Origin of the sequence: Roseburia sp. AM51-8 (assembly GCF_003478275.1) — a bacterium.
Lineage (GTDB): Bacteria > Bacillota > Clostridia > Lachnospirales > Lachnospiraceae > Pararoseburia > Pararoseburia lenta.
On the sequence record NZ_QUEY01000003.1, the window covers coordinates 496,628 to 522,008 of the forward strand.

Sequence of the window (25,381 nt, forward strand, 5' to 3'; positions counted from 1 at the left end):
GTCATTCGTCTTCCATCCCCGGCACATTGACAAATGCACGGAACTTCTGGATGGCTCCCCGAATACCGGATGTATTGCCTAAAAACTCATCTTTAAATGCCTGCTTTTCTTCGGTAAAATTACGTGTTTTCCATGCACTGCTGGTATTGATACTGTTGATGATCCCTGCAAAGCGGATGAAAAATACCAAAAGGTTAAAGAATGGCAAAAGGAACACCACATACCACTGCTTCTTATAATACTTCTGCAATTCCTTAAATGGCTTTAGGAATACCACTGTCGAAAAGAAATAGAAAAATCCCACGACAAAGTAGCCCAAAAACAGGATCGCTACCGAAAACAAAACCATCTCCATGGAGTAATTCATAAACAGCAGGCAGATCAATGCCAGATACCAGATCATACGCGGAAAAGCAAAGGTATGATCGTAGACCAGGGTGCGCACGGTCGGGTCAGAAAACATGCGGTTGACCTTCAATTTGTCCTTTAAGAACATGGAAGAAACTTCCAGACTTCCGCGCTGCCAGCGCTGTCTCTGCGTATATAACTTGTTCATATCATCGATCGGATCAACAAAAAAGATGGCATTCTCACAGATCTGCACCTTTTCTTTTTTATTGTAGCGCATCTGGAAAGTCAGTTCCGTATCTTCACAAATGGTGTCCGTATTATACATATGCGAGTTTAACACGGCCGACTTACGAAAGGCAGAAAAAGCCCCCGATAAGGTATAGACCGAATTTGTCTCGGATGCATAGTTTCGCCCTGCCAAAAATGCCTGCGCATATTCCATGAACTCTGTCTTGCGCAATAACTTTGGAAATACCCAAGGATACTCCTCGATCAAGCGCGGCTCGATCAAAATAGCCCCGGTCATGACCTGGATCTCCGGGTCTGCCTCAAACTTGGCGATCAGATTTTTCAATGCCGACCTTTCCAAAATACCGTCACTGTCAATATTTATGATGTATTTGCCCTTGCTGTTAAAAAGCGCCATGTTCAGCGCCTTGGACTTACCTTGTTCTGCATTGAGCCACTGCATGATCAGTTCCGGATACTTGGACTGACACCGGCAAAATACCTGAAAACTGTTATCCTTGCCCTGATTATTGATCAGATAGACATTGATGCGGTCATTTGGATAATCGCTCTCATAGATCGATCGGATGCAGGCTTCCAGTGTGCCCGCAGAATTATACACAGGGATCATCAGAGTGATCTCAGGATAAAATCCCAAGTTCTGCTCCTCTGACTCCTTTGTTTTTTGTTTGATACGTTTGTGTTTGCGAAATAATATAAAGATGTTACCAATCGCCGGGACCATTTCCATGATAAATGGAATGATGATCCACGCAGCCCAGAAAAGAAAGGAATTTAACACGCTATTTATCGTGGCCATACGCAAATCCTCCCACTTTTTGCCGGATAATCTGTGCCTTGGTAAATACAAAGAAATACAATATTACAGTCAGCGCATAGAACACCAATCTGCCCACAATGGTATGTGCTATATGATAGGCACCGATACCATTGAAATAGATAATGGTACAAATGACGGCAATACGCAGTGCATTGGCAAGGATAATGTAAAAAATGCCAACTACACTTACAATGATACGTTCAAAAATGTTGTATGCCTCAAAAAAGACAAGCAATGCCAGATATGCCATGATCTCCAGAATACCGGAACATTCAAAGTCGATCTGGAGCGTGATGGCTCCGTCGGCGGCATTGACAAATAATACGCCATACTTGAAGAATGCCGTATACATACCTGTGATATCACCAAAAACACCAGCCACTGCAGCAACTACTTCTGCCAGTGGCTGGGTCATAATAGGTCTTACCCATACCATCATGATGATAAAAAGTCCGCAGGCTCCCCAGAAATACTTCCAGGCTTTGAGCTGCGCTTTATGCATCAGATAGTAAATATAAATCCAAACTCCGATTAAAACGAATCCAATGATATTTTTCATGCTAACCTTCCGGTGCGTTTTTTACGATATACCTGTGCGATCACAACAACTGCCAGACACAGGAGAATACCTAAGATCGGTCCTGTAGATGTACCGCCACAGGATATCCACTGCGGTCCGATACGAACATAGTTCACATGGAATGTCTTCATGTCGGACTGCTTGAGATTCCAATGATATGCACCCCATTGATCTGTATTCACAACCTCTACCAAAGTTGGAATATCAATGTAGTATTCCATCTGTGCCCTGCCGGTCTTATCGACATGGATATAGGCTCTGCCATATGTATAAGTCCATGGATCATTGATGTTGCTAGCAGATCCTACATATGCTGTATCAAAAAGATAAAATTCATAATCTCCGGGTCCAAGATTGGTTGCATCCTTCCACTGCTGCACATTGCCATTGGCATCTACGCCACGCAGGGTGAAATACATGGTATTTCTGCTGTTTTGACCGTTTACACTCAAAGTAATGAAATTAAATGCATCGCGGTAGTAAGCACCATAATAATCTACATAGCCAAAGAGAATATCACCGTCCGAATACAAAGCCCCGGAAGCATCTGCCTTGGTATTGTAACCGATGGATGTCTTCTGATAGCCTTCCCAATCAGAAAAATCATAGTCATAGGAAATCTTTTTGAGCGTTCCTGTCGTCGTATCATCTGTATCAATGCTTGGTGACTGGTTGACACAGCCCTGTGTGATATAGATCGGTGTCGTATCCGTCATAATACCGAAATTGAGGGATGTGATCTTGTCATTAAAACCTTGCAGGCTGGATACCGGCACGGCAATCTCATACTCATGATTGCTATAGCGGAAGTCCAACTCACGCAACTCTTTGCCGGATCTGACATAGGCAGCTGCATTGCTGATCATGATATTGGTCTTGGTACCATCACTCAGTTCAATGCAGTAAGTACCATTATTCCATGGGCCTACCTGTGTTGCACAGCCATCCCACCAGTCCTGCTCACGCAAATAGAGGTAAACGTAATCGCCGATCCATACAGCCGCACCTTCCTTCAAGGCGCTTGCCGGGTTCTGCGTTTTTTGCACATTATTCCAATCCGAGAAATTTCCATCGATCGTAATGCCGTTTGCTGTAGTCACTGCCAGGTCAGCATTTGCGTCCTCTGTAGTATCTTCTTCATTCTCATCAATGGCTTCCACGGTCTCCTCTGTGGATGCTTCGGAAGAATTACCATTGCCGTAGCCCGTCTCATCCTTCTGCTTTTCCAGTACAGACGCACCGTCGATCGTTGCAATATCACTGCCGGAAACGGAAACACCGGCATAGGTTAAAGTAAAGTCCTCAGATGGGAACCAGGATCTTGGAATAGCAACTTCAGCGAAGGCAGAATCTACATTGTAATCTGTATTGCCGCCCTCAAAGACCAACTGCGCCCCGGATATATTGTTGTTCCAGCCATCCTTGACAACATAAGATCCACTGCCGTCTGACCAGTCTTGTACAAATTGAATGGTGCTGTAATTGGCATTGTAAAGTTGACTGTCATTGTATGTAAGGCTCACCTTGGTATTGCCGATCGCCTCGCCATATGCCCCGGTCGGATTCTGCGCTGCATATAAATACAGATAACTGCCCGATACACAGGTCTTCCAATCGCTGACAGAGCCATCTGCGGAACCACGGCTGGCGATACTGCCCCAATCCGCGCTATTGCCATCGCATACGACACTGTCCGATGCCAGTACATCCCTTGCCTGATCCGGCAACAGACAGACTGCCGATGCAACAGCCATACTTCCTGCTAATAATAATGAAATTATTTTCTTGCCCTTCATGCACCTCATCCTCTTATCATAAAAAACTACACTAACATCTTTTATAGTAAAACATTATACCCTCTATATGCCCATATTTCAAGAATTCTGCCCTTGAAATATATGTCAATCCTGTGCGTTTTATACTGAATTTATCGGCATTTTCCTCTCAGATTTCAACCATTATCCCAGCTTCTTCCAGGTATTTTTGGAAAGCAGGATCATGATCGGGAAAATTTCCAGTCTGCCCGCCAACATATCAAAGATCAGGATGATCTTTGACAGAATGCTGAAATCATGGTAATTGCAAGTCGGTCCGACGCCATCCAAGCCCGGTCCGATATTGTTAAAGCAGGCAATGACCGATGTCATGGTTGTTGTCAAACTCTTACCATCCAGACAAATCACAAGGAAACTGACGATGGTGATCATCACATAGGCGATCAGATAAGTGTTCAGATTATCCAGCACCTTCTCGCTGACGACCTGACCATTATTTCTTACAACTAAGACCTTTTGCGGATTTAGGGTCTTTTGCAGATTGCGGTGCAGGTTCTTGAACAAAAGCAGGATACGACCGCACTTAAAACCACCGCCGGTACTGCCCGCACTCGCTCCACAGAACATGAGGATAATCAGGATCGCCTTGGAAAAGGTCGGCCAGAGGTCAAAGTCCGTGGTTGCAAAACCGGTCGTCGTGATGATGGTCGCCACCTGGAAAAATACCTGCTGAACAGTCTCTCCCAGACTGTGGAACATAGATCTGGTATTGATGGAGATCAGGACCACGCTGGCAAAAATAAGCCCAAGATACAGTTTCAGTTCTTCGTCCTTTAAGACATCCTTCACCTTGCCTAAAAGGAGCATATAGTAACAGGTAAAATTGACCCCAAAGAGGATCATAAATACCGTACAGACATTCTGGATGTAGACGCTGTAACCTGCCATACTGTCATTTTTTATACCGAATCCACCCGTGCCGGCGGTTCCGTATGCAGTACAGATCGCCTCAAAGGGTGACATACCGCCGAAAAGCAGAAACACAAAACATAAGATCGTCAAGGCCACATACAGGGTATATAAGATCGTCGCTGTCTGGCGCATACGTGGCACCAGTTTGCCGACATTTGGTCCCGGACTTTCTGCTCGAAGCAAATGCATGGTAAAGCCGTTGCCCTTGCCACTGGCAGGAATGACCGCCAGAAGAAAGACCATAACCCCCATACCGCCCAGCCAATGGGTGAAACTACGCCAGTAGAGCATGCCATAGGACATTGCCTCCACATTGGTAAGAATGGATGCTCCCGTTGTGGTAAAGCCGGAAACCGTCTCAAAATATGCATCAATAAATGCCGGGATCTCACCGGAAATAAAAAACGGCATACAGCCAACCAGACTCATGATCGCCCAGCCCAGACCCGCACTGACCAATCCTTCTCTGGCATAAAAACGCATCTCTGCCCTACGACAGAGCATAAACATAAGCAGTCCTACAAGGATCGATCCTATGATCGTTGTTGCAAATGCCGTAATGGAAGTCGCCTCGCCGTGGATCAGACTAATGATCCATGCCGGCACCATAAAGACCGCTTCCGTAATGATCACGAGGGACATGAAACGTCCCACCATCTTATAGTTCATACCAAACCTCGTTACTCTAATTTATATTATGCAAACATATCATTTAATGTGTGAAGAACCACATCGCCGTTCGTTACAACCACTAAGGTATCGCCAACGTCAAAGGTCGATTCTCCATCCGGGATGACCGGCATCTTTCCACGCGTGATACACGCGATCAGCACATTTTTGCGCAACTGCAGTTCCTTTAACGGCTTGCCACAGTTTCTCGTCTTTTCATCCACGCGAAATTCCAAGGCTTCCATCTGTCCCTCTGCAAAAGAATGTACGGATAACGCCGCACCTGTGGTATTTTCCATAGCACGCACATAACGCACGATCTGGTTACAGCACAACTCCTTCGGACAGACAACGCTTCCCAGGTTCAAGATATCCTGGATCATGGAATTCTCGGTATGATCCACCTTGGTAATCACCTGTTCCACGTTACAATTTTGTGCATAAAGCGAAATGATCATGTTCATCTCATCATAACTTGTCATGGTAACCAGAGCGTCACACTGCTCTAAGCCTTCGCTCTCCAAGAATGTCTGATTGCTGGCATCGCCCCAGATCACGGATACGTCCGGCAGATATTTTGCCAGTTCCACGCAACGGTCTCTGTCCTTCTCGATCAAATGTACATCAATACCGGCGCGCGACAACATCTGTGCCAGATAAAAACTGACTTTTCCGCCGCCACACAGGATCACACGTTTTGCCTTATGGGTGATGATGCCAAGATTTTTCAAAAGGCTTGTCAGTTCCTTAGCTGCCGCCGTTACATAGATACGGTCGCCCTCTTTTAAGACGAAATTACCATCCGGTGCACTGACCACGCCGTTTCTTCGCACAGCACACACCAAGACCTTACTCTTTACGATCGAGTTCAGGTCATTCAGTGCAATGTTGCAAAGTTTGGAATTTTCTTTTATCTTCAATTCTACGATCTCTGCTCTGCCACGCGCAAAGGTGTCTCTTCGCAGGAAACCCGGATAATTCAAGAGACGGTCAATCTCAAGTGCAGCCTGTCTCTCCGGATTTACCGTCATAGAAAGCGCAAAAGTATCTCTCATTTTATAGATCTGATCTCCATACTCTGGGTTACGAATACGGGCGATCGTATGAATATCAGGATTCATGCCATGTGCAGTCATGCAACATAAGAGGTTGAACTCATCCTTTCCCGCAACAGCGATCAAAAGATCCGCCTTTCGTATATTTGCCTGCTCTAAGACCTCCATAGAAGCACAGTTTCCCTGTACACTCATAACATCAAAACGGTCAGAACATACTTCCATCACCTGTTGATTATTATCAATCAGCGTAACCTCATAACCTTCTGCCAGCAGTTTTTTGGTCAGCATACAGCCAACTTTTCCGGCACCAGCAATGATAACTTTCACTTTTAACTCCTCCTAGCAAATCAAATTCGCTCATACTCCAATATAGTTGTATATCACTTGTTCCAAAAAGGCAACTGTTTTATCATGTATTCCTCTGTAAATTCTTTAAAAAGTGTATCAAAATCTGTCTCCACCCTTGTTAATGCAATGTCACTGATTTTATGGATTTGTGATATCAAGCTGATCTTTTTAACTGAAAAAAATTAAATACTTATATATGTAACAAAACTCCTGCTATCTCACGTAATTCAGAGACAGCAGGAGTTTTCTTATTTATAAAGTTTTTGCAGGTATTATGATAAAGCAATAACCTGACCTTCCGTAATGCCATTTTCATTGAAAGCATCCACGCGGACAAAGTAATTCTGTGTGGTAACAAGTGCCTTAATCTCTTTCTCGGTCACGCCAAATACCATATAACTATGATATAACTTGTCTGCCTTATGTCCCCAGAGGATGTTGTAACCTACGACATCATCACTAGGACTCTCGATCGTAACTTTCATGTATCTGCGGTCAGCCTCACGTTTTGCTGCAAATGTAGGAGTCTTTGGCGCCTGTCCATTCCCCCTACCAAAGACACGAAGTCCGCTGACGCATGCTTTCTGGTCGTATGGCACTTCGAGAACTGTCAATTTCAGGTAACGTATCTGTAAGCCATCCTCTCTTACCACAAGATCATGTGGCAGGTTTGTTGTAACTTCTGACTTATCCTCAATCATAAAGTAATCTTTGCCATCCACGGATCCTTCCAATGTCCAGCGTGTGATCAGATCGCGCTCCTCAATATAACGCTTTCCGGTCTGATTTCCACGAAGTTCTCCCGGTGTTGGGATTTCGATCTTGTCGTCTGCAAAGTTGACCTGGATCGCATGTACGTCCATAGTCTCGCCCAGGTCTACTTGTACCCATTCACCCGGCTTTTCGCTTGCAGCACGCCACCATGTACGGACATTTTCCTCTGTAACCTTATCCGCACCTTTTCCTTCTTCTGCAGAAGATGCGGTCGCGTTCTTTCCATAACTTAAGAGCATCCACTCCGGATTCTTCCATGGGTCCTGCTTATCACCGCTGACAGCCTGTGGCCAGTCACCATATCTCTGATTACAGAATAATTCGCCGTCTGCATCAAAGCCCGCCGGCCATACACCGACACGACGTTCAAAATTATGATTGATGCTGATACGCATGGTAGAAGTATGCCAAAGGTTATCCTTCTGATCGCGCATGGTAGAACCGTGTCCTGCTCCCGGAATAAATCCGCCTGGCTTGTAAGAATATGGGTTGTTCTCGGCAAGTTTAAATGGTCCAAGCGGTGAATCAGATACATAGACACCATCCGCATATACGTTAAACTGCGCTCCCGGACAAGCATACTGGAGATAATATTTGCCATCATGCTTATCCATCCAGGCACCCTCGATGTATGGGCGACCGCTGACATAACCCTTTAACATAATAGCCATGCCCTGCATCTGCGGTGGCAGATTATCCGGATCCATTCCTTGCATCTGCATGAATCCACGATATTTTGCTTCCAAAGCATCGTCTTCCAAAGGCAGGTCGCAATGGTCTTCTCCACAGACTTCATAACCATTTTCACTCCAATTACCATGCACAAGTTCGATTCGCTCCGTCTTTGGCTGCATGGTCTCAGGATCCATCTCAACACCCCAGATTGGTGTCATATTGGCACATCCCCAGTAGAAATATACTTTTCCGTCATCATCTACAAAAAGGTTTGGATCCCAGAAATCAAACGTTCCTTTGATTTCCTCATAAGGACCTTCCTCAATATTCTTTGTACGATAAAAATTGCAAGGTTCTCCTCTTTTGGATGCTGAAAAATATACATAATCCCCGATGACTCTGACATCTGGTGCATAATCATAAAATGGCAGATTATCCGGCAGACGCTTAGCCTCCCAATTTGCCATATCTTCAGATACCCAGACACCCAGTGTCATAGATGCAAAGATATAATACTTTCCTTTAAAATAAATCATAGATGGATCTGCCGCTTCACGCGATACTTCGATCGCACCCTCACCCAATCCCGGCATAACCTGCTGGTTGAACTGGTAACGGTAATCCACATTTAACGGATTACAAAAATACTTCATATTCCTTTTCCTCCTTCTTATATGCACATTCCAGCGCGAAATTATCTATTCTTATTTTGTATCATAAGGCAGCCTTTCTTTTTTCGATATCAAAATTTTGCTTTTTTTACAAATTTTTATATATCTTTTTGCATCTGATCTTTCTTGGCAAAAAACTGATACAAAAAAATCAACTACTTTACATGGTAATGCAGGTATCTTTTGCTATAATAAATCTAACTTGGCAGAATACTGCCAAAAACCGATTTGACAGGAGGTATTTACTTTGGAAAAACATGTATGGGGACAGACACCCGATGGAGAAGATGTTGTAGTTTACGAACTGACCGGAACCAATGGCATGCGGGCAAGCGTGATGAATTACGGTGCCAATCTTTTGACACTCTTTGTTCCTGATAAAAATAGGGATTGCAAGGACATTGTACTTGGCTATGAACATTTAGAAGACTATTTTACCAACGATGCTTTCTTTGGATGCAGCGTCGTTCCATGCGGCAACCGCATCGGTGATGCCAAATTTACCTTGAATGGCAAGACCTACGAACTGGATAAAAATGACGGTGTCAACAATTTACATAGCGGCTTCCATCCTCTTTGTCGCCGTATCTGGGATGTCGATGCCGTATCCGAAAACAGCATCACTTTTTCTTATAAGAAGAAGGATATGGATATGGGATTTCCGGGAAACGCAACCTATACCGTGACTTATACACTGACAGAAGATAGGGAACTGCGTCTGGACTACACCGGACTTTCTGATGCAGACACAATCTTCAATCCTACCAACCACTCTTACTTTAACCTTGCCGGACACGATGCCGGACTTTCCGCTATGGAGCAGAAGATCTGGATCAACGCCAGCCGTTTTACCCAGACAGACGACGCTTCTATCCCAGACGGCGTACTTCTCGATGTTGCAGGCACACCAATGGACTTTACAACACCTAAGCCTATGGCACCGGAGATGGATGATGCTTACGAGCAGCTTGCATGGGCAGGCGGATACGATCACAACTTCGTACTCGACAAACCATTGGGTCAAATGGGAATTGCTGCTTCCTTCTATGATCCGGCATCCGGTCGCAAGATGGAAGTCTACACAGATCTGCCGGGCATGCAGTTATATGGCGGCAATTATATCAATGAGGGACTAGTCGGCAAGGGCGGCTGTACTTATGGCAAACGCTATGGCGTAGCCTTTGAGACACAGTATTTCCCAAATGCCATCAACATCCCATCTTTCCCGCAGCCGCTAGAAAAGGCAGGAGAGACGGTCAAGACTTCTACCGTTTACAAATTTACGACAGTATAATTATCTAAAAATCCCCGGGACGACTCGATAATCAGACTTCTGACTATCATGCATCCCGGGGATTTTTCTTTTTACACGATTAATTTTTCAGATATTTTCGCATGGCTGCCCCCTGCGCATACTTAGAAAGCGGTGCACGATAGACCAGTTTTGCGATCAGATATTCCAGTCCCACACCAACCAGCGCACTTACATAGGCAAAGAGGATGACTAGCCCGGGAGATGCCGGAACAAAAGACAAGACAAAACTGCTCTCCCCTACAGATTGATAGCCCATAACATAGGATATCGGCCAGATGATCGCGAATAACAATATGATCGATAAAGCATAATACTTATACACCAAAGCCGTGTAGAGATGCACTATAATCATGATCAGACATAAGATGACAAAAGCACTTAAGATAACTCTTGCATGGTCCGGATATACCTTTACCTCCACACTCTTCAAGACAACCAGAATACTCATGGATACCAGGGTGGTCACAAGGTCGCCGAGACACGCCAGTGAAGTCTGGATCTGCTTTCCACGTGGGCTTGCCGCAACCAGCCCCGACATACAGGTGCTATAGAGGGTCTGCGTCACAAAAAGCGGTGTCATCATCATAAAAAACATGCCCAGCCAATAGGTTCCATGCGAAACTACTTCCATGACAAGACCGATCACATACATGATGAGCATGCTGACCAGTTGTGTTTTCCTCTGAAAACCATATTTTTGAAGTTCATATATATATTTAATCTTCTCGATCATAATAACTCCTTTCCATCCTTCTAACTGCCAATCTGGCTTCTAGGATCGTTGCAATAATCGCCAGCAGCAGGCTACGCCCCATTGCAGGATCAGATTACCCTCATAAAGACAAAAGACAAGGATAACCGCCAGAACCGGTGCCAGATAAGAAAACAGCAAGTTGCTGACATAGCCTGCAAAAAACCGGCTTCCTATGATGACAAAAGTCGCAACGGCTCCCATGATCACGCCCGATGCCACCGAACGCATACAAATGCCTGCCAGGATACCAAAGTAGAGACACCTGCGAACGCCGTCTACGATCAGCATCTGCCCATACAATTTCATGCCGTTTGTCGATGCCTTCACTAACTCAATCCCGCGAAATTCTTTGCCATATATACCGCTAAAGTTCCAGCCATCTGTAAAGACTTCCAGCAAGATATATCCGATAAGTATACCAAAACCGATCACACTAAACTCCGGATCAGAGCCATCAGATACAGATAATACCGGAATCCTGCTGGTAAAGATAACAACAAGTGGGATGAGCAAAAGCGCTGTGATCTTGTATATGAGTGTTGTATTATTCCAATACATTTTTATCGCTTTCATCATAAGCCCCCTTACTGTAGATGCACCTTGCTGGATTTTTTCATGATCGCCACACTGATCTGGGACAAGGTCGGTGTCTGAACGGTAACATCTAATCCTGCCAGTTTATCCATATCCTCTGCCAGACAAATACCTTCGTAGCCGTAATTATTTTTTGTCATGCTGTACATAAATTTCTCTGCCGTACAGACATCTTTCAATTCGCCTTTGACATAGACATATTTTTCTTTTAAGTCTTCCACAAAGCCTTTTTCCACCACCTGTCCATGCTCTACAATCACCGCATAATCTGTTACGTTTTCCATATCTGCAATATTGTGTGTGGAAAAAAGAACCGTCTTTTCTCCAGCACCTTCCTCCAAATAGCCACGGATCATATCACATAAAACATCACGCATCAAAGGATCCAGCGGGGATGCCGGTTCGTCCAGAATCAGCATCTGTGTCTCTCTGGCAAAAACACCAGAAAGCATGAGTTTCATGCGGTTTCCATCTGATAAGTCATTGACCTTTTTTCCTTTGCCCTTGTTATCTTTCGTTGCAACCTGCAACTGTTGGATGTAGTTTTCAAATTTGTTGCAGTCAAAATTCTGATAAAGCAGGTCGGTGATCTCCTCTACCTGTTTGACCGTCCACTGCGGAAGATAATAATTGTTTGGTCCAACGTAGCCGATCATCTCCTTGACAGGGCAATCGGCATTTTCACGCTCCTTATCATCCCACTGTCCGAAAAACTCCATGTTGCCCTTATAATCGAGCCGCACACCTGCCAATGCATTTAAAAGTGTTGTCTTACCGGCGCCGTTCTCTCCGATCAGGGCTGTCGCAAAGCCCTGCGGGATCTTTAAGCACGGCACATCCAGTGTAAAGCCCTTAAACTTTTTGCTGAAATTATTTATTGAAACTGCTGTTTTTACCTCTTCCATTGCCTCTCTCCTATTCCTGCATATTCCATAGCAAATCAAATGTCTTCATTACTTCGTCTCTGGAAATCCCTGCCATCCGCGCAGCCTTGATCGCGTCCGTAAGACTGTCCTCGATCCTGCGCATGTGCTGTTCCTGCAGCATCTGTGAATCCTGTGCGTTGACACAGAAGCCTTTGCCCTGAATGGCGGTCACCAGCCCCTCCTCTTCGAGGAGTTCATATGCCTTCATCGTTGTAATGACACTGATCTTTAGTTCTTTTGCCAGACCGCGGATCGATGGCAGGTACTCCCCCTGCTGCATCTTTCCCGAAAGAATGTCACTGCGGAAAGCATCTGCGATCTGTTGATAAATCGGTATTCCCGAATTTTGTATCAATTTCATAGACATCACCTACCTGTTTTTTAACTGTTATATAACTGTTTATATGTTATATATACAGTATATGCAGTTATATGTCAAGGGTTTATGGAAAATTTCTTCTTTCAACGACAAAACAGACTGTGCGAGATCTTTTCAATCTACACACAGTCTGTTCTCTAGTGGAAGTTTCCTACTTGCGTTTTATGTAATATTTCTTGGCAAATGCCAGAGGTATCAAGGTCAGAAGCACCAGCACAGCTCCTACGATGAGCAGGGTATGGGTCGGCAGATACTCCGTAAATCCATAGGAATCTACGAACTTTCCGCTGCGCATGATAATCGGATTGGAGATCATCGGTGCAACGATCATCGGGATTAGGACAAAGAATACGATACGAATGCCCTCAAATTGACCTCTGGCATCCTCCGGATACAACTGTTTGCCCCAGACGGTAATCGCCTGTAAAAAGAGCATATAACCAAGTCCCAAAACAAAGATACCTAAGAGAAGAACCGGATTCCAAAGCGTCTGCGTATTTACATTTTCCGGTCGTACCAAAAGCCCCAACATACCAACGCCAATGCAATTTAAAAAGACTGCTACCTGACACAAGCCCGGAATTTTTCCCTGATTGATGATCTTCGTTGACGGGATAACGGCTAACATGGCAAGCACCAGTCCGATACCTTCCATATAGCCCATCATATCGGCAGTAAATCCAAGATAATAAATCATATAATTTCCCAGATGGGTAAAATACATGTTAAAAGCGATAAAATAGACCGCCAGTGACCAGTTTACCCAGACCAGTTCTTTTAACTTTACATACTCTTTTACATTAAAGATGGAAAAGAACTGCTGTCCGAAACTGCCACGTTTACTCTCTTTGAGTCCCGGTGCATCTTTCATGGCAAAGAGACAATAAATGCCAAACAGGATCACAAGGATCCCCATAACAAGAAAGAGCCGCATATAATTGTCATCTGCACCGACAAGCATACCCCCGAGCACTGTTCCCGCGATCGTTCCTATGACCGGCTGCGTTGCAAGCGCTCCGCCTAATTGCCCTCTGTTATCATCATTCATGTGATCGTTGATCCAGGTATTGAATCCGACATCATTTCCCATGGATCCAAAGAAACTCATGATTGCATCCGCGATCACGACAGCCGTTCCTGCCACGATAAGGACGCTTCCCGTGCTATTTCCACTGCCATCCGTCATGTACTGGGTCAGTCCAAACACAATGGTAAAAATCCCCCACAAAATATAGCCCAGAGCGATAAAGATCTTTCGCTTTCCCTTACGATCCGACACACATCCAAACAAAAATGTCGATATGGTCGTTGCGATCGCCGATATGGCGACCATCCACGAAATGATTGTCGGGTCTTTCGCGATCTTTGCATAGACAAAGGTGTTGAACCATTGATTTTCCATGTTCCAACAGATCTGTCCTGCAATTCCCAGCCCCCAGACTAAAAACCAAAATTTTGCCCCCTGTTTCTTTTCTTTCATGCCTTCCCCTTTCCGATGTCTTTTACACCTCAAAGTCCATGCAAGAACGCGTCGCCGTGTATGGACGCACCTTGCCGTCTGCAACTGCTACATGCGCCGGATGCACACTATACCCCTGCAATGCCTCCGCGCTTTCAAATGTCGTATCCAACATGATATCCACATTAGAACTTGGCAGACTCTCTGTCTGCACATGAATCTCAAGCAAGCCCGGGATCTGCCCCGCCAGACCTTTCAAGCCTTCCTTGATCCCTGCCTTGATCTGCTGCTTTTCTTCCTCTGAAAACTCTTCCTTCAGTGTCCACAAAATCACATGTTTTACCATTTTCCCTCACCTTTCTTTTTATCATTTTCTTTATCATTTTTAACTAAAATATATTTCATGTGCCAAAAGATAGCAAGCGTTTCACACTACTTTTTCTATCGTAACTCCTGCTCATGAAATAGTGCATCTACAGCTGCCTGATACGCAACCAGCCGCTCCGATTTTTTGATCTTTTTCAGGTATTTATCCGCATTCGTAAAACAATCCCCAAGATAAAACCACAATTCTTTCATACGGAATAATACATTGCGATCACCCGACATGATCTGTATATAACCTTCTAAGATCTCTTGATGAAAGGCATAGAGGCGGTCTTTTTTCTCCTGCATATGGTCGTGCGCCGCATCATCCGCCGTTTTCCTCCCTACATCATCCGCCGTCTTACTCATTTCGATCAAAAAAGGATTACACAAAAGTCCCCGTCCCAGCATGACGCGATCCAAGTCCGGGAAACGCTCCTTCCTATCTTGTAAATCCTCTGCCGAGCAGATGTCCCCATTATAGCAAAGCCTGTGCCCGCTCTCTTCCATCGCATAAGAAAAGGCATCGAGCCGCGGCTTTCCCTTATAAAAATCCCTGCGCACTCTGGGATGGATGATGAGTTCCTCCAATGGGTATTTCTCATAGACTGCCAGAATATCCTTCCACTCCTCCTCATCTTCCATGCCGATCCGCGTCTTGACCGAGATCCTGCCATCATAACCCGCAAAAATCTCATATAAAAAACGATCCAAGGTCTCCGGGTCTTCTAAAAGACCCGCGCCTCGTCCTTTGGCAACGACTGTCCCCGACGGACATCCCACATTGAGATTTACCGTGTCGTATCCATATTGTGTGAGTTCTCCAGCGACAGCAAGAAAATGCTCACTTCGATTTGTCAAAATCTGCGGTATCACACACTTGCCCTCGTTATTCTCCGGCAAAATATCTCTACGTTCGCCACTACTCATCTTTTTATTTGCAAGAAAAGGGGTAAAATATCGATCCATCGGATAAAAAAACTTGTGATAGGCATTACGATACACATAACCCGTCAGTCCTTCCATGGGTGCCATATAATATTTCATGTTTCCTCCCAAAATCTTAGGACAACAACATCCTAGTCTTATCATCTTTGTTCATATTATTATACACAATGTGCAGATAATTTTGCTCCCAAATTTATCTTCTGTGCTATAATTTTTCTATTGCATAATCATACTACGAAAGAAACACTATAATTAAAACAAAATAAGATATGAGGTATTTTTATTATGAAACTAGAACATGTAAATGAAGAGCGTTTTGCCAAAAACCTAAGTCGCGCTATCCAGATAGCTACCATTTCCCACGAAGACGAAGCAGACACGGATTGGACCAAATTCAAAGAATTTCATGACTTCCTAAAAGAAGCATACCCAAAGACCTTCTCTACCTTAGATGTCGAAGAAGTCGGTCGTGCCGGACTGATCCTGCACTGGAAAGGCAGCGATGACACTTTGGATCCCATCGGATTTTTAGCACACCAGGATGTTGTTCCGGTTGCACCAGGAACAGAGGACGACTGGACAAACCCACCATTTTCCGGCGCTAATGATGGAACCTTTATCTGGGGCAGAGGCGCACTCGATATGAAAAGTCACCTGCTTTGCATTATAGAAGGTATTGAAACATTGCTTGAGGAAGGCTATACAACAACACGTGATGTCTATGTCTGCCTGGATTACAACGAAGAAATTGTAGCGGGAAAAGACAACGGTGCAAAAAAGATTGCCACCCTCTTAAACGAGCGCGGCATTCATTTTGACAGTATTTTAGATGAAGGTGGCGGTTCTACGGATGTTCACGCGAAAAACATTTTAGATGCACATATCACCATGGTTGGCATTGCCGAAAAAGGATATGCAGATTACGAAATCACCGTAAAAGGATTAGGTGGTCACTCATCCTTTCCACCAAAGCATACCGCACTCGGGCAATTATCGGAGCTGATTACCAAGATTGAAAACCACCCATTTGAGGCACATTTCACAACACCGGTGCTCGCTATGTTTTCTACCATCGGAAATCATATGTCATCTCCGCTTGGTGGGCTACTCAAACACCCTGGCGTATTAAAGCCTGTGCTTAAAAATGTTATGGGTAAAAATCCATTTACCGCAGCAATGGTTCGTACATCCACCGCAGTGACAATGGCATCCGCTTCCCCTGCACCAAACGTATTGCCGGAGGCTGCAACATGCGTGATTAATTTCCGCCTTTTACAGGGAGATACGCTTGCTTCCGTCAAAAAACATCTGGAAGTTCTGGCCAGAGATTATGATGCAACCATCACACTGTTAAAAGGCAAGGAGGCAAGTGCCGTATCTCCAACAGATACCAGATCCTTTCACACAATTGAAGATATTTTCGCAGATGGAAACGAAACTTCTTTTACGACACCTTACCTGTTAACAGCTTGCACCGATTCTTATCATTATGAGTGTATTTGTGAAAATCTTTATCGTTTTTCACCATTTTCTTTGCCATCAGAATTGATGCATACACCACACTCTACCAATGAGCGCTTTCCTGTGGATCAGATTACCCCAGGTGTTTCTTTCTTTATGCAGTACATTCGCCACATGAATGTGTAACACCAGATAATTCTTCTTCTATACGAAGCAGACGATTATACTTTGCTACGCGTTCACTTCTACTTGGCGCACCTGTCTTTATCTGACCGGTATTCATGGCTACCGCCAGATCAGCGATTGTCGTATCCTCCGTCTCACCGGAGCGATGCGATGCGATTGCTGTATAACCTGCTTCCTGCGCCAGACGAATGGCATCTAACGTTTCTGAAACTGTCCCAATCTGATTTAGTTTAATGAGAATCGAATTTCCACAACCCTGTGCAATTCCTCTTTGCAGGCGATTTGTATTTGTCACAAACAAATCATCTCCCACCAGTTGTACCTGGTCTCCCAACTCCATGGTGAGTTTCTGCCACCCCTGCCAATCTTCCTCATCCAAGGGATCTTCAATGGATGCAATCGGATATTTTTTTACCAGACAAATCCAATGTTTGATCAACTCATCTGTTGTATAATCAACACCTGTCTTTGGTAAATGATATAACATCTGTCCACTGCTAGTTGCCATCGTATCCTCATGAAAACAGTCTGCCGTACATTTCCATTCCGATGATGCCGCATCCAACGCTATCATAAAATGCTTTTCCATCGTATAGCCCGCGCGTTCTACTGCTTCTATAATCATTGCAATTGCTTCTTCATCCGATGATAACTCCGGCGCAAAACCACCTTCGTCTCCAACCGATGTCGTCAGGCCCTTTTCATGCAAAAGAGACGCTAACGCATGAAATACTTCTGCACACCAGCGCAATCCTTCCCGAAAGCAAGATGCCCCCACCGGCATGATCATAAATTCCTGTACATCTAAACCAGAGGTTGCTGCATGAACGCCTCCATTGATAATATTCATCATAGGAACCGGCATTCGCCTTCCGGAAACACCACCTAAAAATCGATACAATGGAATATCAAGAGACGTTGCTGCTGCACGACAGCAGGCAATGGATGTTGCCAAAATCGCATTTGCTCCAAAATGTGATTTGTCATCCGTGCCGTCTGCCTGCATCATAGCACGATCAATCGCATAAATATCAGATGCGTCCATCCCCTTTAAGGCTTTATTGATTTCATCGTTGACATGCCCTGCTGCCTGTAAAACACCTTTTCCACCATATCGCTTTTCATCACCATCCCGCAGTTCTAATGCTTCAAATTCTCCGGTGGACGCGCCACTCGGTGCTGCCCCACGTGCTACCGTTCCGTCCATAAGATGCACTTCCGCCTCTACGGTCGGATTTCCTCTGGAATCTAAGATTTCCCTTCCTACCACTTTTTCAATTTCTAAATAATCCATATCGTTCCTCTTCTTTCCTCATTTTTTATGGATTATTTTTCCACAAATTTATTGTTTTTATACAGCGATAAAATAAACTCGTTTCCCCGCCTCCACAACAAAAAGCGGCTGCAAATGGCTTTGAGGAATCCCCTCACATCAAGCCATCTGTAGCCGCTTTTAATATCCCTATTTTATATTTTATAAAAATGCCTTAACCTTCTTGTAGATACCTGCTGCATCCAGTTCATACTTCTCAAGGAGTTTTAACGCTGGACCAGACTCGCCAAAGCGATCTTCTACACCAATACGAAGTAATTTAGCAGGCTGCTTTTCTGCAAGTACTTCTGCAACTGCACTTCCAAGACCACCAATGATTGAATGCTCTTCTACCGTAACAACCTTGCCTGTCTTTGCTGCAGAACGTACAACTAAATCTACGTCAAGTGGCTTAATGGTATGCATATTGATTACTTCAACACTGATACCCTCTGCTTCTAATTTCTCTGCTGCTGCAAGAGACTCTGCTACTTCAAGACCGGTTGCGATTAATGTAAGGTCTGTACCTTCTTTTAACACAACACCCTTACCGATTTCAAATTTGTAATCGTCTCTGTCATTGATGACCGGCACTGCCAAACGTCCAAAGCGAAGATATACCGGACCTTCCATTTCATAAGCTGCCTTGACTGCTGCCTTTGCCTCAATATCATCGGATGGATTGATGATGGTCATACCCGGAATGGTACGCATTAAAGCGATATCCTCGTTACACTGGTGGGTTGCGCCATCTTCTCCAACGGAGATACCGGCGTGTGTTGCACCGATCTTTACATTCAGGTGTGGGTATCCAACAGAGTTGCGGATCTGCTCAAAAGTACGTCCTGCTGCAAACATAGCAAAACTAGAGCAGAATGGCACCTTGCCTGTGCTGGCAAGACCTGCTGCAATACCGATCATATTTGCTTCCGCGATACCACAATCAATGTGGCGTTCCGGGAATTCTTTCTTAAAAATACCTGTCTTCGTAGCGGCTGCAAGGTCTGCATCCAGAACTACCAGATTCTCATGTTCTCTACCAAGACTTGCTAGCGCATTACCATAACTATCTCTTGTCGCGATCTTCTTTACTTCTGACATAATGCTTCCTCCGCCTTCTTTAATTCTTCCACTGCAATCGCATACTCCTCGTCATTTGGAGCCTTTCCATGCCAGCCTACGGCATTCTCCATATAAGAAACGCCCTTGCCCTTGACTGTCTTCATAACGATTGCTGTTGGCATACCTTTTGTCTCTCTTGCTTCCGCAAATGCTGCACGAAGTTGGTCAAAATCATTGCCATCCTCGACTGCAATCACATGAAAATTGAATGCTGCAAACTTGTCTGTGATCGGATATGGCGAATTGACTTCCTCAATCGTTCCGTCGATCTGCAGGTTATTGTTATCTACAATGACACAAAGGTTGTCCAGGTGATGTGATCCGGCAAACATGGATGCCTCCCATACCTGTCCTTCCTGAATCTCGCCATCACCCAGAAGCGTGTACACACGATAATCCTCATTTGAAAGTTTTGCGGAAAGTGCCATACCTACAGCAACAGAAATTCCCTGTCCGAGTGATCCGCTGGAAGCGTCAACTCCCGGCGTGTGCTGAATACATGGGTGTCCCTGTAAATGGGATCCGATATGGCGCAGTGTCAGAAGGTCTTCTACTGGGAAATATCCTCTGTTCGCAAGTGCGGCATAAAGCCAGGTGCGGTGTGTCCCTTAGATAAAACGAAACGATCACGATCCGGCTTCTTTGGATCCTTTGGGTCGATGTTCATCTCTTCAAAGTACAGATACGTAAATACTTCTGCTGCAGATAAAGATCCGCCCGGATGTCCTGCTTTTGCAGCATGCACACCATCAATGATGCCCTTGCGGACTTTCACTGCTTCTTTTTGTAATTCAAGATTTGTCATTGCAATTATCCTCTCTATTTTTTGATATGCCGCAGTCTCCCACGGCAGTTAATAAAGTTCTCATACCAAAAAGGTCATAGAAAAACCTTACAGATAAAATTTTACTATGACCCCATTTTATTATCAATAGCAGAATTTATACAATTTTACGCAAATTTTTGAGTTTTCATGGGAGATACGCTCACTATGCCAGCCTGCACTCCTCATCCAGTGTCACTAAGATAATATTCTTGATCGTGGAGGCAACTGTCTCTACATTCTCATGGAAACGATCCTTGGCACAGACCACGTAAAAGGCATCCCCCTCACGATGCATCTGCTTAGTCTTTTCAATCATTGACTTAACTTCCGCAACCTCGATCTCGCGCTGTTCGTAGAAACACAGGGTAAAAATCGTCGCACTCTTGCCCTCGGTCTTACCCAGCGATACCACGTCAAATCCATCTGTTGTGCCTGCCTCATCATCATTGGTCCACCAGTTACCGGAACGCTCGATCGTAAACGGCATCTGCCCTCTGCGGCTGCGTTCTTCCAGATGTTCTCTGCTCATAGCAATGAATACCTGCTGCATAAAATTGTCAAGATCCGGCACAATATATGTATTCCACAAAAGATCCCACTCTCCCGCTACATAAAGATCCATATGCGGCACGATAAAGCGATACCAAAATACCGTGTTGCTATTGACGATAGAATAGCGCGTTTTTTTGCGATTGGTCTCCTCCGTGATCGCCGTCTGCTTTGTGACAACACCGATCGACATCAGCGCATTCAGATAAGGAACAACAACATCCTTTGGCTTGCCAACCTCAGCGGATAACTGATTGACACGGTTCATGCCCTGCGCCATCGCCGATAAAATGCAATTATAATAGGACAACTCCCTGAGTTCCATCCCCATGACCTGTTCCGGCAGAAGTGCCGCCTGTCCCGGATTTCCGGCGAAGATTACCTCAGCCGCATCCTTTACGGACTTTCCCTGCATACGCAGGATCTGCGCCGGGATACCACCGCTGATACCATAGTAAAGTGCAGATCTTCCCCTGCTGCCTCCGGGAAAAATTGCTTTGTCTCCAGAAAATCCATCCCTGTCAGATGCAGATGCAGATCGATCGTATCTTTCCATCTGGCTTTCTTTCCATAGAGATATTTCTCCATCAAAAGGAAGGCATCTCCGCAAAGGATAAGCTTGATCGGAAGATCCCGCCAAACTCTCGTCACATAGGAAAACAAGATTTCATCAAAATCGGCATCCGCCTTAACAAAATTCGGATATTGATCGATCACGAGCAAAAGTTTTTCCTGCTTTGCTATTTCTGTGATCGCATCTAAGAGGTTTTCTAATGATGCCTCACTTCTTTTTCCAGTATCCTCTCCCGCTGCCACGCCTGCTATATCTGCCTTTGCCAATACCTGCGTAAACATGGAAAGTTCCTGCTTTCCTGTTGTCTCATAAGCATGAAAATAGATTGCCTTTTTCCCATCTGCAAAATGACGCAAAAGTGTCGTCTTACCCATACCAAGCGCACCACTCACACAGGCAAGGGCTTCTTTATCTCCTTCATAAAATGCGTTTAACGCTTCCAGTTCTTTCTTTCGTCCAATAAACATCTGTCTGCTTTCGTCTCCCCGAAATTCTTCTATAAGTAATAAAACCTGCGCTTCTGTCTATAATCTGTCAAGAAGCGACAGGTTTTATTGTAATACGTTTCAACTAAACTTTCAATGCATTTGAAGCAAATAAAAAAACTAGTAGTTTACGCCATCTTTCACCTACAAGATATGGTGGGCGACAGATCGCTCCATGCTAATACTTCATCGTCACTTGCCGTCACATGCCTTTCCTTCACTAAGACTTCCTTGCCATCAAAGGCAAATGCTATTTCATAAATATTATTTCTCGCAATACCGGAAGCAATCAAATCTGACGCATAATTTTTTTCTTCCATCTGCTGCAAGGCGCATTCTGCTTTCCTATGAAAAAGAGACTGGCGTCTGCCAGTCTCTTTCCGGGTTGGGCTGTTATATATTTCAAATAATATAACCTGATTTAATTACTGAATGTCCTCGTCTCTGAGTCCATTAGATCCGTCTGCATGCTCGAATGCTGCAAGTTCCGGATGCTCTCTCTTTTCTTCTGTATAGTTCTCGTAAGAAGGCTTCTTGTGCTTCTGCTCTGCCCAGATACGATCTGCAACAGGTCCCCACTCTTCTGCATAGTGATCGCACTTAGAGCAAAGATGCTCAACGGTCTCCTCTGCCTCAGCGTTTGTTCCCTTAGCACCGGTCTTGTTTACCATTTCTCTTAAGAGTTTTGGATTCTCAAGCATTGGGCATGGACGCAGATGGTTTCTGTTAAATGGCTGTCCTTCATGATATGCCTTGAAAAGTGGGCTCTGTAACATCTCAAGGATTGACTTGTCATGGATGTTAGAGTCTGAGAAGTGGATAAATACGCAAGGCTCTGCATCACCCTGTGCATTGATGTGGAAGTAGTTACGTCCACCAGCGATACATCCACCAACAAATTCTCCATCATTCTGGAAGTCCATTGGGAAGAATCCGATATCATTGTCACCGGTACGAACCCAACGAATCTTTTTGATGATCTCTTCACGCTGCTCTAAAGTAGGCATCAATTCCGGTGCTGCATTCTGTCCTACAGGCATGTAATGGAAGTAGAATCCGAAACGAGCACCCTTGTCAGCGATGAAACGTAAGAACTTCTCATCGGTAACTGCCTCAACGTTGTCTCTGGTGTAGCAGATAGAAGTACCGAATACGATACCGTATTCTTTCAAAAGATCCATTGCCTTCATAACTGCTGCATAATGTCCTTCACCACGACGACCATCGTTTGTCTCTGGTGTTCCTTCGATAGAAAGAAGGAATGTAATATTTCCAAGTTCTACGATCTTCTTACATAACTCTTCATCGATCAATGTAGAGTTAGAGAAAAGACCAAACATACAATCGTTATGCTTCTCAGCAAGTTTTAAAATATCAGCCTTACGAACAGTAGGTTCTCCACCTGTCATAAAGTAAAGATAAGTTCCAAGTTCCTTACCCTGTGTAACGATCTTATCCATGTCTTCGTATGACATGTTGTTCTTATGACCATATGTACCAGACCAGCATCCTACACAGTGGAGGTTACATGCGTCTGTCGGATCAAACAAGATCAGCCAAGGAATGTTACAGTTGTACTTCTCACGGTTTGCTCTGATCGTCTTTGTTCCACGGAAAAATGCTTCATATCCTAAATTCAGAAGGAATTTCTTAGCATAGTTCGGGTTTGTCTCATCCAGAACACGGTTCACAAATTTTACCCATCTGTTCTCCGGATTCTTTACATACTCTCTAACCTTATCCAGTGTTGCCTTATCTGTGCCCTCTCCCCAGAAAGCCTCTGCCTTGTCAATAAGATTAAGGAATGTTTCCTGTCTTTTTGCGATATCATCTGTCTTTGTCAACTTACCAACGATACCATTGACCATTATCTCAAAAGCTTTTCTTTCTGCTTTGTGCTGTGCGTTTTCAACTAATGAAGCCATGCTAATTTCCTCCCTCTTTTTCTTCTTTGTCTTTTACCTTTGCTAGTATAAGAAATAACGTGGTTTTTTGACATATACAATAGATTTTCTGTGTATGGTCGCATTATACATTTTCGCGAATTTGTATATCTGACTTGACAAAATCTATACTTTGTTTGCCACATTTTGTTTGTTCAAGTATAATTAAAATATAAATCTAAGTGCTCATAACAGCGGAAAGGAGCGCATATTATGCCAGGATTCGCCTCACATTACCTTTTTGGACAACAGTCACTTTCACATCTTAAAGAAGATCAGGAATATCATATCCTGTCCTTACATCCACATGCCTATAATCTGGGCTTGCAGGGACCTGACATCTTCTATTATTACCTGCCGGCATGGCTGCTTTATGACCACAATGCCGCCAGCCTGATTCACGAAAATTCTTCATTGCAATTTTTTATTGCTATGATCGATGCCCGGAATAAATTGTCCTCGCATAGCGAACGCATCATTGCGGACGCTTACATCTGCGGATTTTTGGGTCACTATACGCTCGACACCTACTGTCATCCATACATCTTTGACCGGACACACCATTTACAAAATAAAGACCGCAATGGTGGACTTTATGATTTTGGTCGTCATGTCTTTTTAGAGACCAGCATCGATCAGGAAATGATCTCACATTTTCTGCATTGCCAGCCGACAGATTTTCGTCCGGGAGATACCATTGCCCTTTCTACTAAGGAAAGCCGTGTGATTGCCAGGGTCTTATCTTTTGCCCTTGCAAATGTATTTCCGGATGCGGTCATGCCAAAATGGCAGATCCGCGGTGCCTTTCGCGCCATGAAGACGGAATCCCGTCTGATGCATGACTCGACCGGCATCAAGAAAAGGCTTGTCCGCCGTTTGGAAGCCATTTTTTTAAAGGTTCCTGTTATTTCACCTATGATCCCAAGTGACACGATCTACGCCTACAAGGATCCTTGCAATTTCCGCCACAAAACATGGCACAACCCTTGGAATCCTGACCAAAAGCGTACCGAAAGTCTTTATGACCTGTTTGATCTGGCGGCTCCGGTTTTTGCAGACCGCATACATGCTTACTTTGGTGCTGTCTGTGAGCGCGCCGATGTCTCCATGGAAGATATTTACCACGCCAGAAATACCTTCATGGAAGAACACGGCGATTTATCTTATAATACAGGACTTCCATTATCAATATGTTAAAACATCTTTAAGATAATATTTCTGTATATGAAAAAGCCGATCA

The 25,381-nt window shown here is 44.4% G+C and carries 22 protein-coding genes and 1 pseudogene; 3 read left to right on the top strand and 20 right to left on the bottom strand.

The window, feature by feature from the left end:
- Position 1: 1 nt before the first annotated feature.
- From DW996_RS09055 to DW996_RS09080, 6 genes are all read right to left on the bottom strand, one after another.
- On the bottom strand, positions 2 to 1,399 hold the full coding sequence (locus tag DW996_RS09055) for a TIGR03111 family XrtG-associated glycosyltransferase (protein ID WP_118535493.1): 1,398 nt from the start codon (positions 1,397 to 1,399) through the stop codon (positions 2 to 4).
- On the bottom strand, positions 1,383 to 1,979 hold the full coding sequence (gene xrtG / locus DW996_RS09060; RefSeq protein ID WP_118281409.1) for an exosortase family protein XrtG: 597 nt from the start codon (positions 1,977 to 1,979) through the stop codon (positions 1,383 to 1,385). The genes DW996_RS09055 and xrtG overlap by 17 nt, the downstream gene beginning before the upstream one ends.
- Positions 1,976 to 3,796, bottom strand: coding sequence for a Firmicu-CTERM sorting domain-containing protein (locus DW996_RS09065; RefSeq protein WP_118535494.1), 1,821 nt, complete (start codon positions 3,794 to 3,796; stop codon positions 1,976 to 1,978). Before DW996_RS09065 ends, xrtG begins: the two co-directional genes overlap by 4 nt.
- Positions 3,797 to 3,958: 162 nt before the next feature.
- Entirely contained in the window at positions 3,959 to 5,416 is a 1,458-nt protein-coding gene (locus DW996_RS09070; RefSeq protein WP_118281407.1) for a TrkH family potassium uptake protein, read from the bottom strand.
- 26 nt (positions 5,417 to 5,442) lie between these two features.
- A complete protein-coding gene (gene trkA / locus DW996_RS09075; protein WP_118535495.1) occupies positions 5,443 to 6,801 on the bottom strand; it encodes a Trk system potassium transporter TrkA in 1,359 nt (452 codons plus the stop codon).
- A 293-nt stretch (positions 6,802 to 7,094) separates the two neighbouring features.
- Positions 7,095 to 8,924 (bottom strand): family 43 glycosylhydrolase, encoded by a 1,830-nt coding sequence (locus DW996_RS09080; protein WP_118535496.1) that lies wholly within the window; start codon positions 8,922 to 8,924, stop codon positions 7,095 to 7,097.
- A gap of 265 nt (positions 8,925 to 9,189) precedes the next feature.
- Here DW996_RS09080 and DW996_RS09085 point away from each other — a divergent pair, with 265 nt between their 5' ends.
- Positions 9,190 to 10,236 carry an aldose epimerase family protein gene (locus tag DW996_RS09085; protein WP_118281404.1) on the top strand — a complete coding sequence of 349 codons (1,047 nt, stop codon included), beginning with the start codon at positions 9,190 to 9,192 and terminating at the stop codon, positions 10,234 to 10,236.
- A 79-nt stretch (positions 10,237 to 10,315) separates the two neighbouring features.
- Here DW996_RS09085 and DW996_RS09090 read toward each other — a convergent pair whose 3' ends face one another.
- The 7 genes from DW996_RS09090 to DW996_RS09120 all read right to left on the bottom strand — a co-directional run bounded on the left by DW996_RS09090 (position 10,316) and on the right by DW996_RS09120 (position 15,782).
- Positions 10,316 to 10,990, bottom strand: a complete 675-nt coding sequence (locus DW996_RS09090) for a hypothetical protein (RefSeq protein WP_118535497.1) — start codon at positions 10,988 to 10,990, stop codon at positions 10,316 to 10,318.
- A gap of 39 nt (positions 10,991 to 11,029) precedes the next feature.
- Complete coding sequence (locus DW996_RS09095) at positions 11,030 to 11,584, bottom strand: hypothetical protein (RefSeq protein ID WP_118535498.1); 555 nt, start codon at positions 11,582 to 11,584, stop codon at positions 11,030 to 11,032.
- Between the two features lie 11 nt (positions 11,585 to 11,595).
- Positions 11,596 to 12,510, bottom strand: coding sequence for an ATP-binding cassette domain-containing protein (locus DW996_RS09100; RefSeq protein ID WP_118535499.1), 915 nt, complete (start codon positions 12,508 to 12,510; stop codon positions 11,596 to 11,598).
- A gap of 10 nt (positions 12,511 to 12,520) precedes the next feature.
- Positions 12,521 to 12,892 carry a GntR family transcriptional regulator gene (locus tag DW996_RS09105; protein WP_118535500.1) on the bottom strand — a complete coding sequence of 124 codons (372 nt, stop codon included), beginning with the start codon at positions 12,890 to 12,892 and terminating at the stop codon, positions 12,521 to 12,523.
- Positions 12,893 to 13,061: 169 nt separating this feature from the next.
- Positions 13,062 to 14,390 carry an MFS transporter gene (locus tag DW996_RS09110; RefSeq protein ID WP_118535501.1) on the bottom strand — a complete coding sequence of 443 codons (1,329 nt, stop codon included), beginning with the start codon at positions 14,388 to 14,390 and terminating at the stop codon, positions 13,062 to 13,064.
- A gap of 22 nt (positions 14,391 to 14,412) precedes the next feature.
- Positions 14,413 to 14,715 carry a Dabb family protein gene (locus DW996_RS09115; RefSeq protein WP_118535502.1) on the bottom strand — a complete coding sequence of 101 codons (303 nt, stop codon included), beginning with the start codon at positions 14,713 to 14,715 and terminating at the stop codon, positions 14,413 to 14,415.
- 95 nt (positions 14,716 to 14,810) lie between these two features.
- Positions 14,811 to 15,782, bottom strand: coding sequence for a tRNA dihydrouridine synthase (locus DW996_RS09120; protein ID WP_118535503.1), 972 nt, complete (start codon positions 15,780 to 15,782; stop codon positions 14,811 to 14,813).
- Positions 15,783 to 15,968: 186 nt separating this feature from the next.
- Here DW996_RS09120 and DW996_RS09125 point away from each other — a divergent pair, with 186 nt between their 5' ends.
- Positions 15,969 to 17,330 carry a M20/M25/M40 family metallo-hydrolase gene (locus DW996_RS09125; RefSeq protein WP_118535504.1) on the top strand — a complete coding sequence of 454 codons (1,362 nt, stop codon included), beginning with the start codon at positions 15,969 to 15,971 and terminating at the stop codon, positions 17,328 to 17,330.
- On the opposite strand, the gene eno is transcribed toward DW996_RS09125, so the two are convergent.
- From eno to DW996_RS09160, 7 genes and pseudogenes are all read right to left on the bottom strand, one after another.
- A complete protein-coding gene (eno, locus tag DW996_RS09130) occupies positions 17,299 to 18,624 on the bottom strand; it encodes a phosphopyruvate hydratase (RefSeq protein WP_118535505.1) in 1,326 nt (441 codons plus the stop codon). The genes DW996_RS09125 and eno overlap by 32 nt on opposite strands.
- Before the next feature lie 180 nt (positions 18,625 to 18,804).
- Positions 18,805 to 19,743 (bottom strand): transketolase family protein, encoded by a 939-nt coding sequence (locus DW996_RS09135; RefSeq protein WP_118535506.1) that lies wholly within the window; start codon positions 19,741 to 19,743, stop codon positions 18,805 to 18,807.
- A pseudogene (locus DW996_RS09140) lies at positions 19,731 to 20,569 on the bottom strand (transketolase). The gene DW996_RS09135 and the pseudogene DW996_RS09140 overlap by 13 nt, the downstream one beginning before the upstream one ends.
- A 184-nt stretch (positions 20,570 to 20,753) precedes the next feature.
- Positions 20,754 to 21,554, bottom strand: coding sequence for a DUF234 domain-containing protein (locus tag DW996_RS13410; RefSeq protein ID WP_330428883.1), 801 nt, complete (start codon positions 21,552 to 21,554; stop codon positions 20,754 to 20,756).
- The gene (locus DW996_RS13415; RefSeq protein ID WP_118535508.1) at positions 21,536 to 22,180 is read right to left on the bottom strand and encodes an AAA family ATPase; all 645 of its coding nucleotides are present in this window, start codon (positions 22,178 to 22,180) and stop codon (positions 21,536 to 21,538) included. Before DW996_RS13415 ends, DW996_RS13410 begins: the two co-directional genes overlap by 19 nt.
- A 158-nt stretch (positions 22,181 to 22,338) precedes the next feature.
- Positions 22,339 to 22,527, bottom strand: a complete 189-nt coding sequence (locus DW996_RS09155; protein ID WP_118535509.1) for a hypothetical protein — start codon at positions 22,525 to 22,527, stop codon at positions 22,339 to 22,341.
- 96 nt (positions 22,528 to 22,623) lie between these two features.
- Complete coding sequence (locus DW996_RS09160) at positions 22,624 to 24,123, bottom strand: radical SAM protein (RefSeq protein WP_118535510.1); 1,500 nt, start codon at positions 24,121 to 24,123, stop codon at positions 22,624 to 22,626.
- A gap of 231 nt (positions 24,124 to 24,354) precedes the next feature.
- On the opposite strand from DW996_RS09160, the gene DW996_RS09165 reads away from it, so the two are divergent.
- Complete coding sequence (locus DW996_RS09165; protein WP_118535511.1) at positions 24,355 to 25,338, top strand: zinc dependent phospholipase C family protein; 984 nt, start codon at positions 24,355 to 24,357, stop codon at positions 25,336 to 25,338.
- The last annotated feature ends 43 nt before the right edge of the window (positions 25,339 to 25,381 follow it).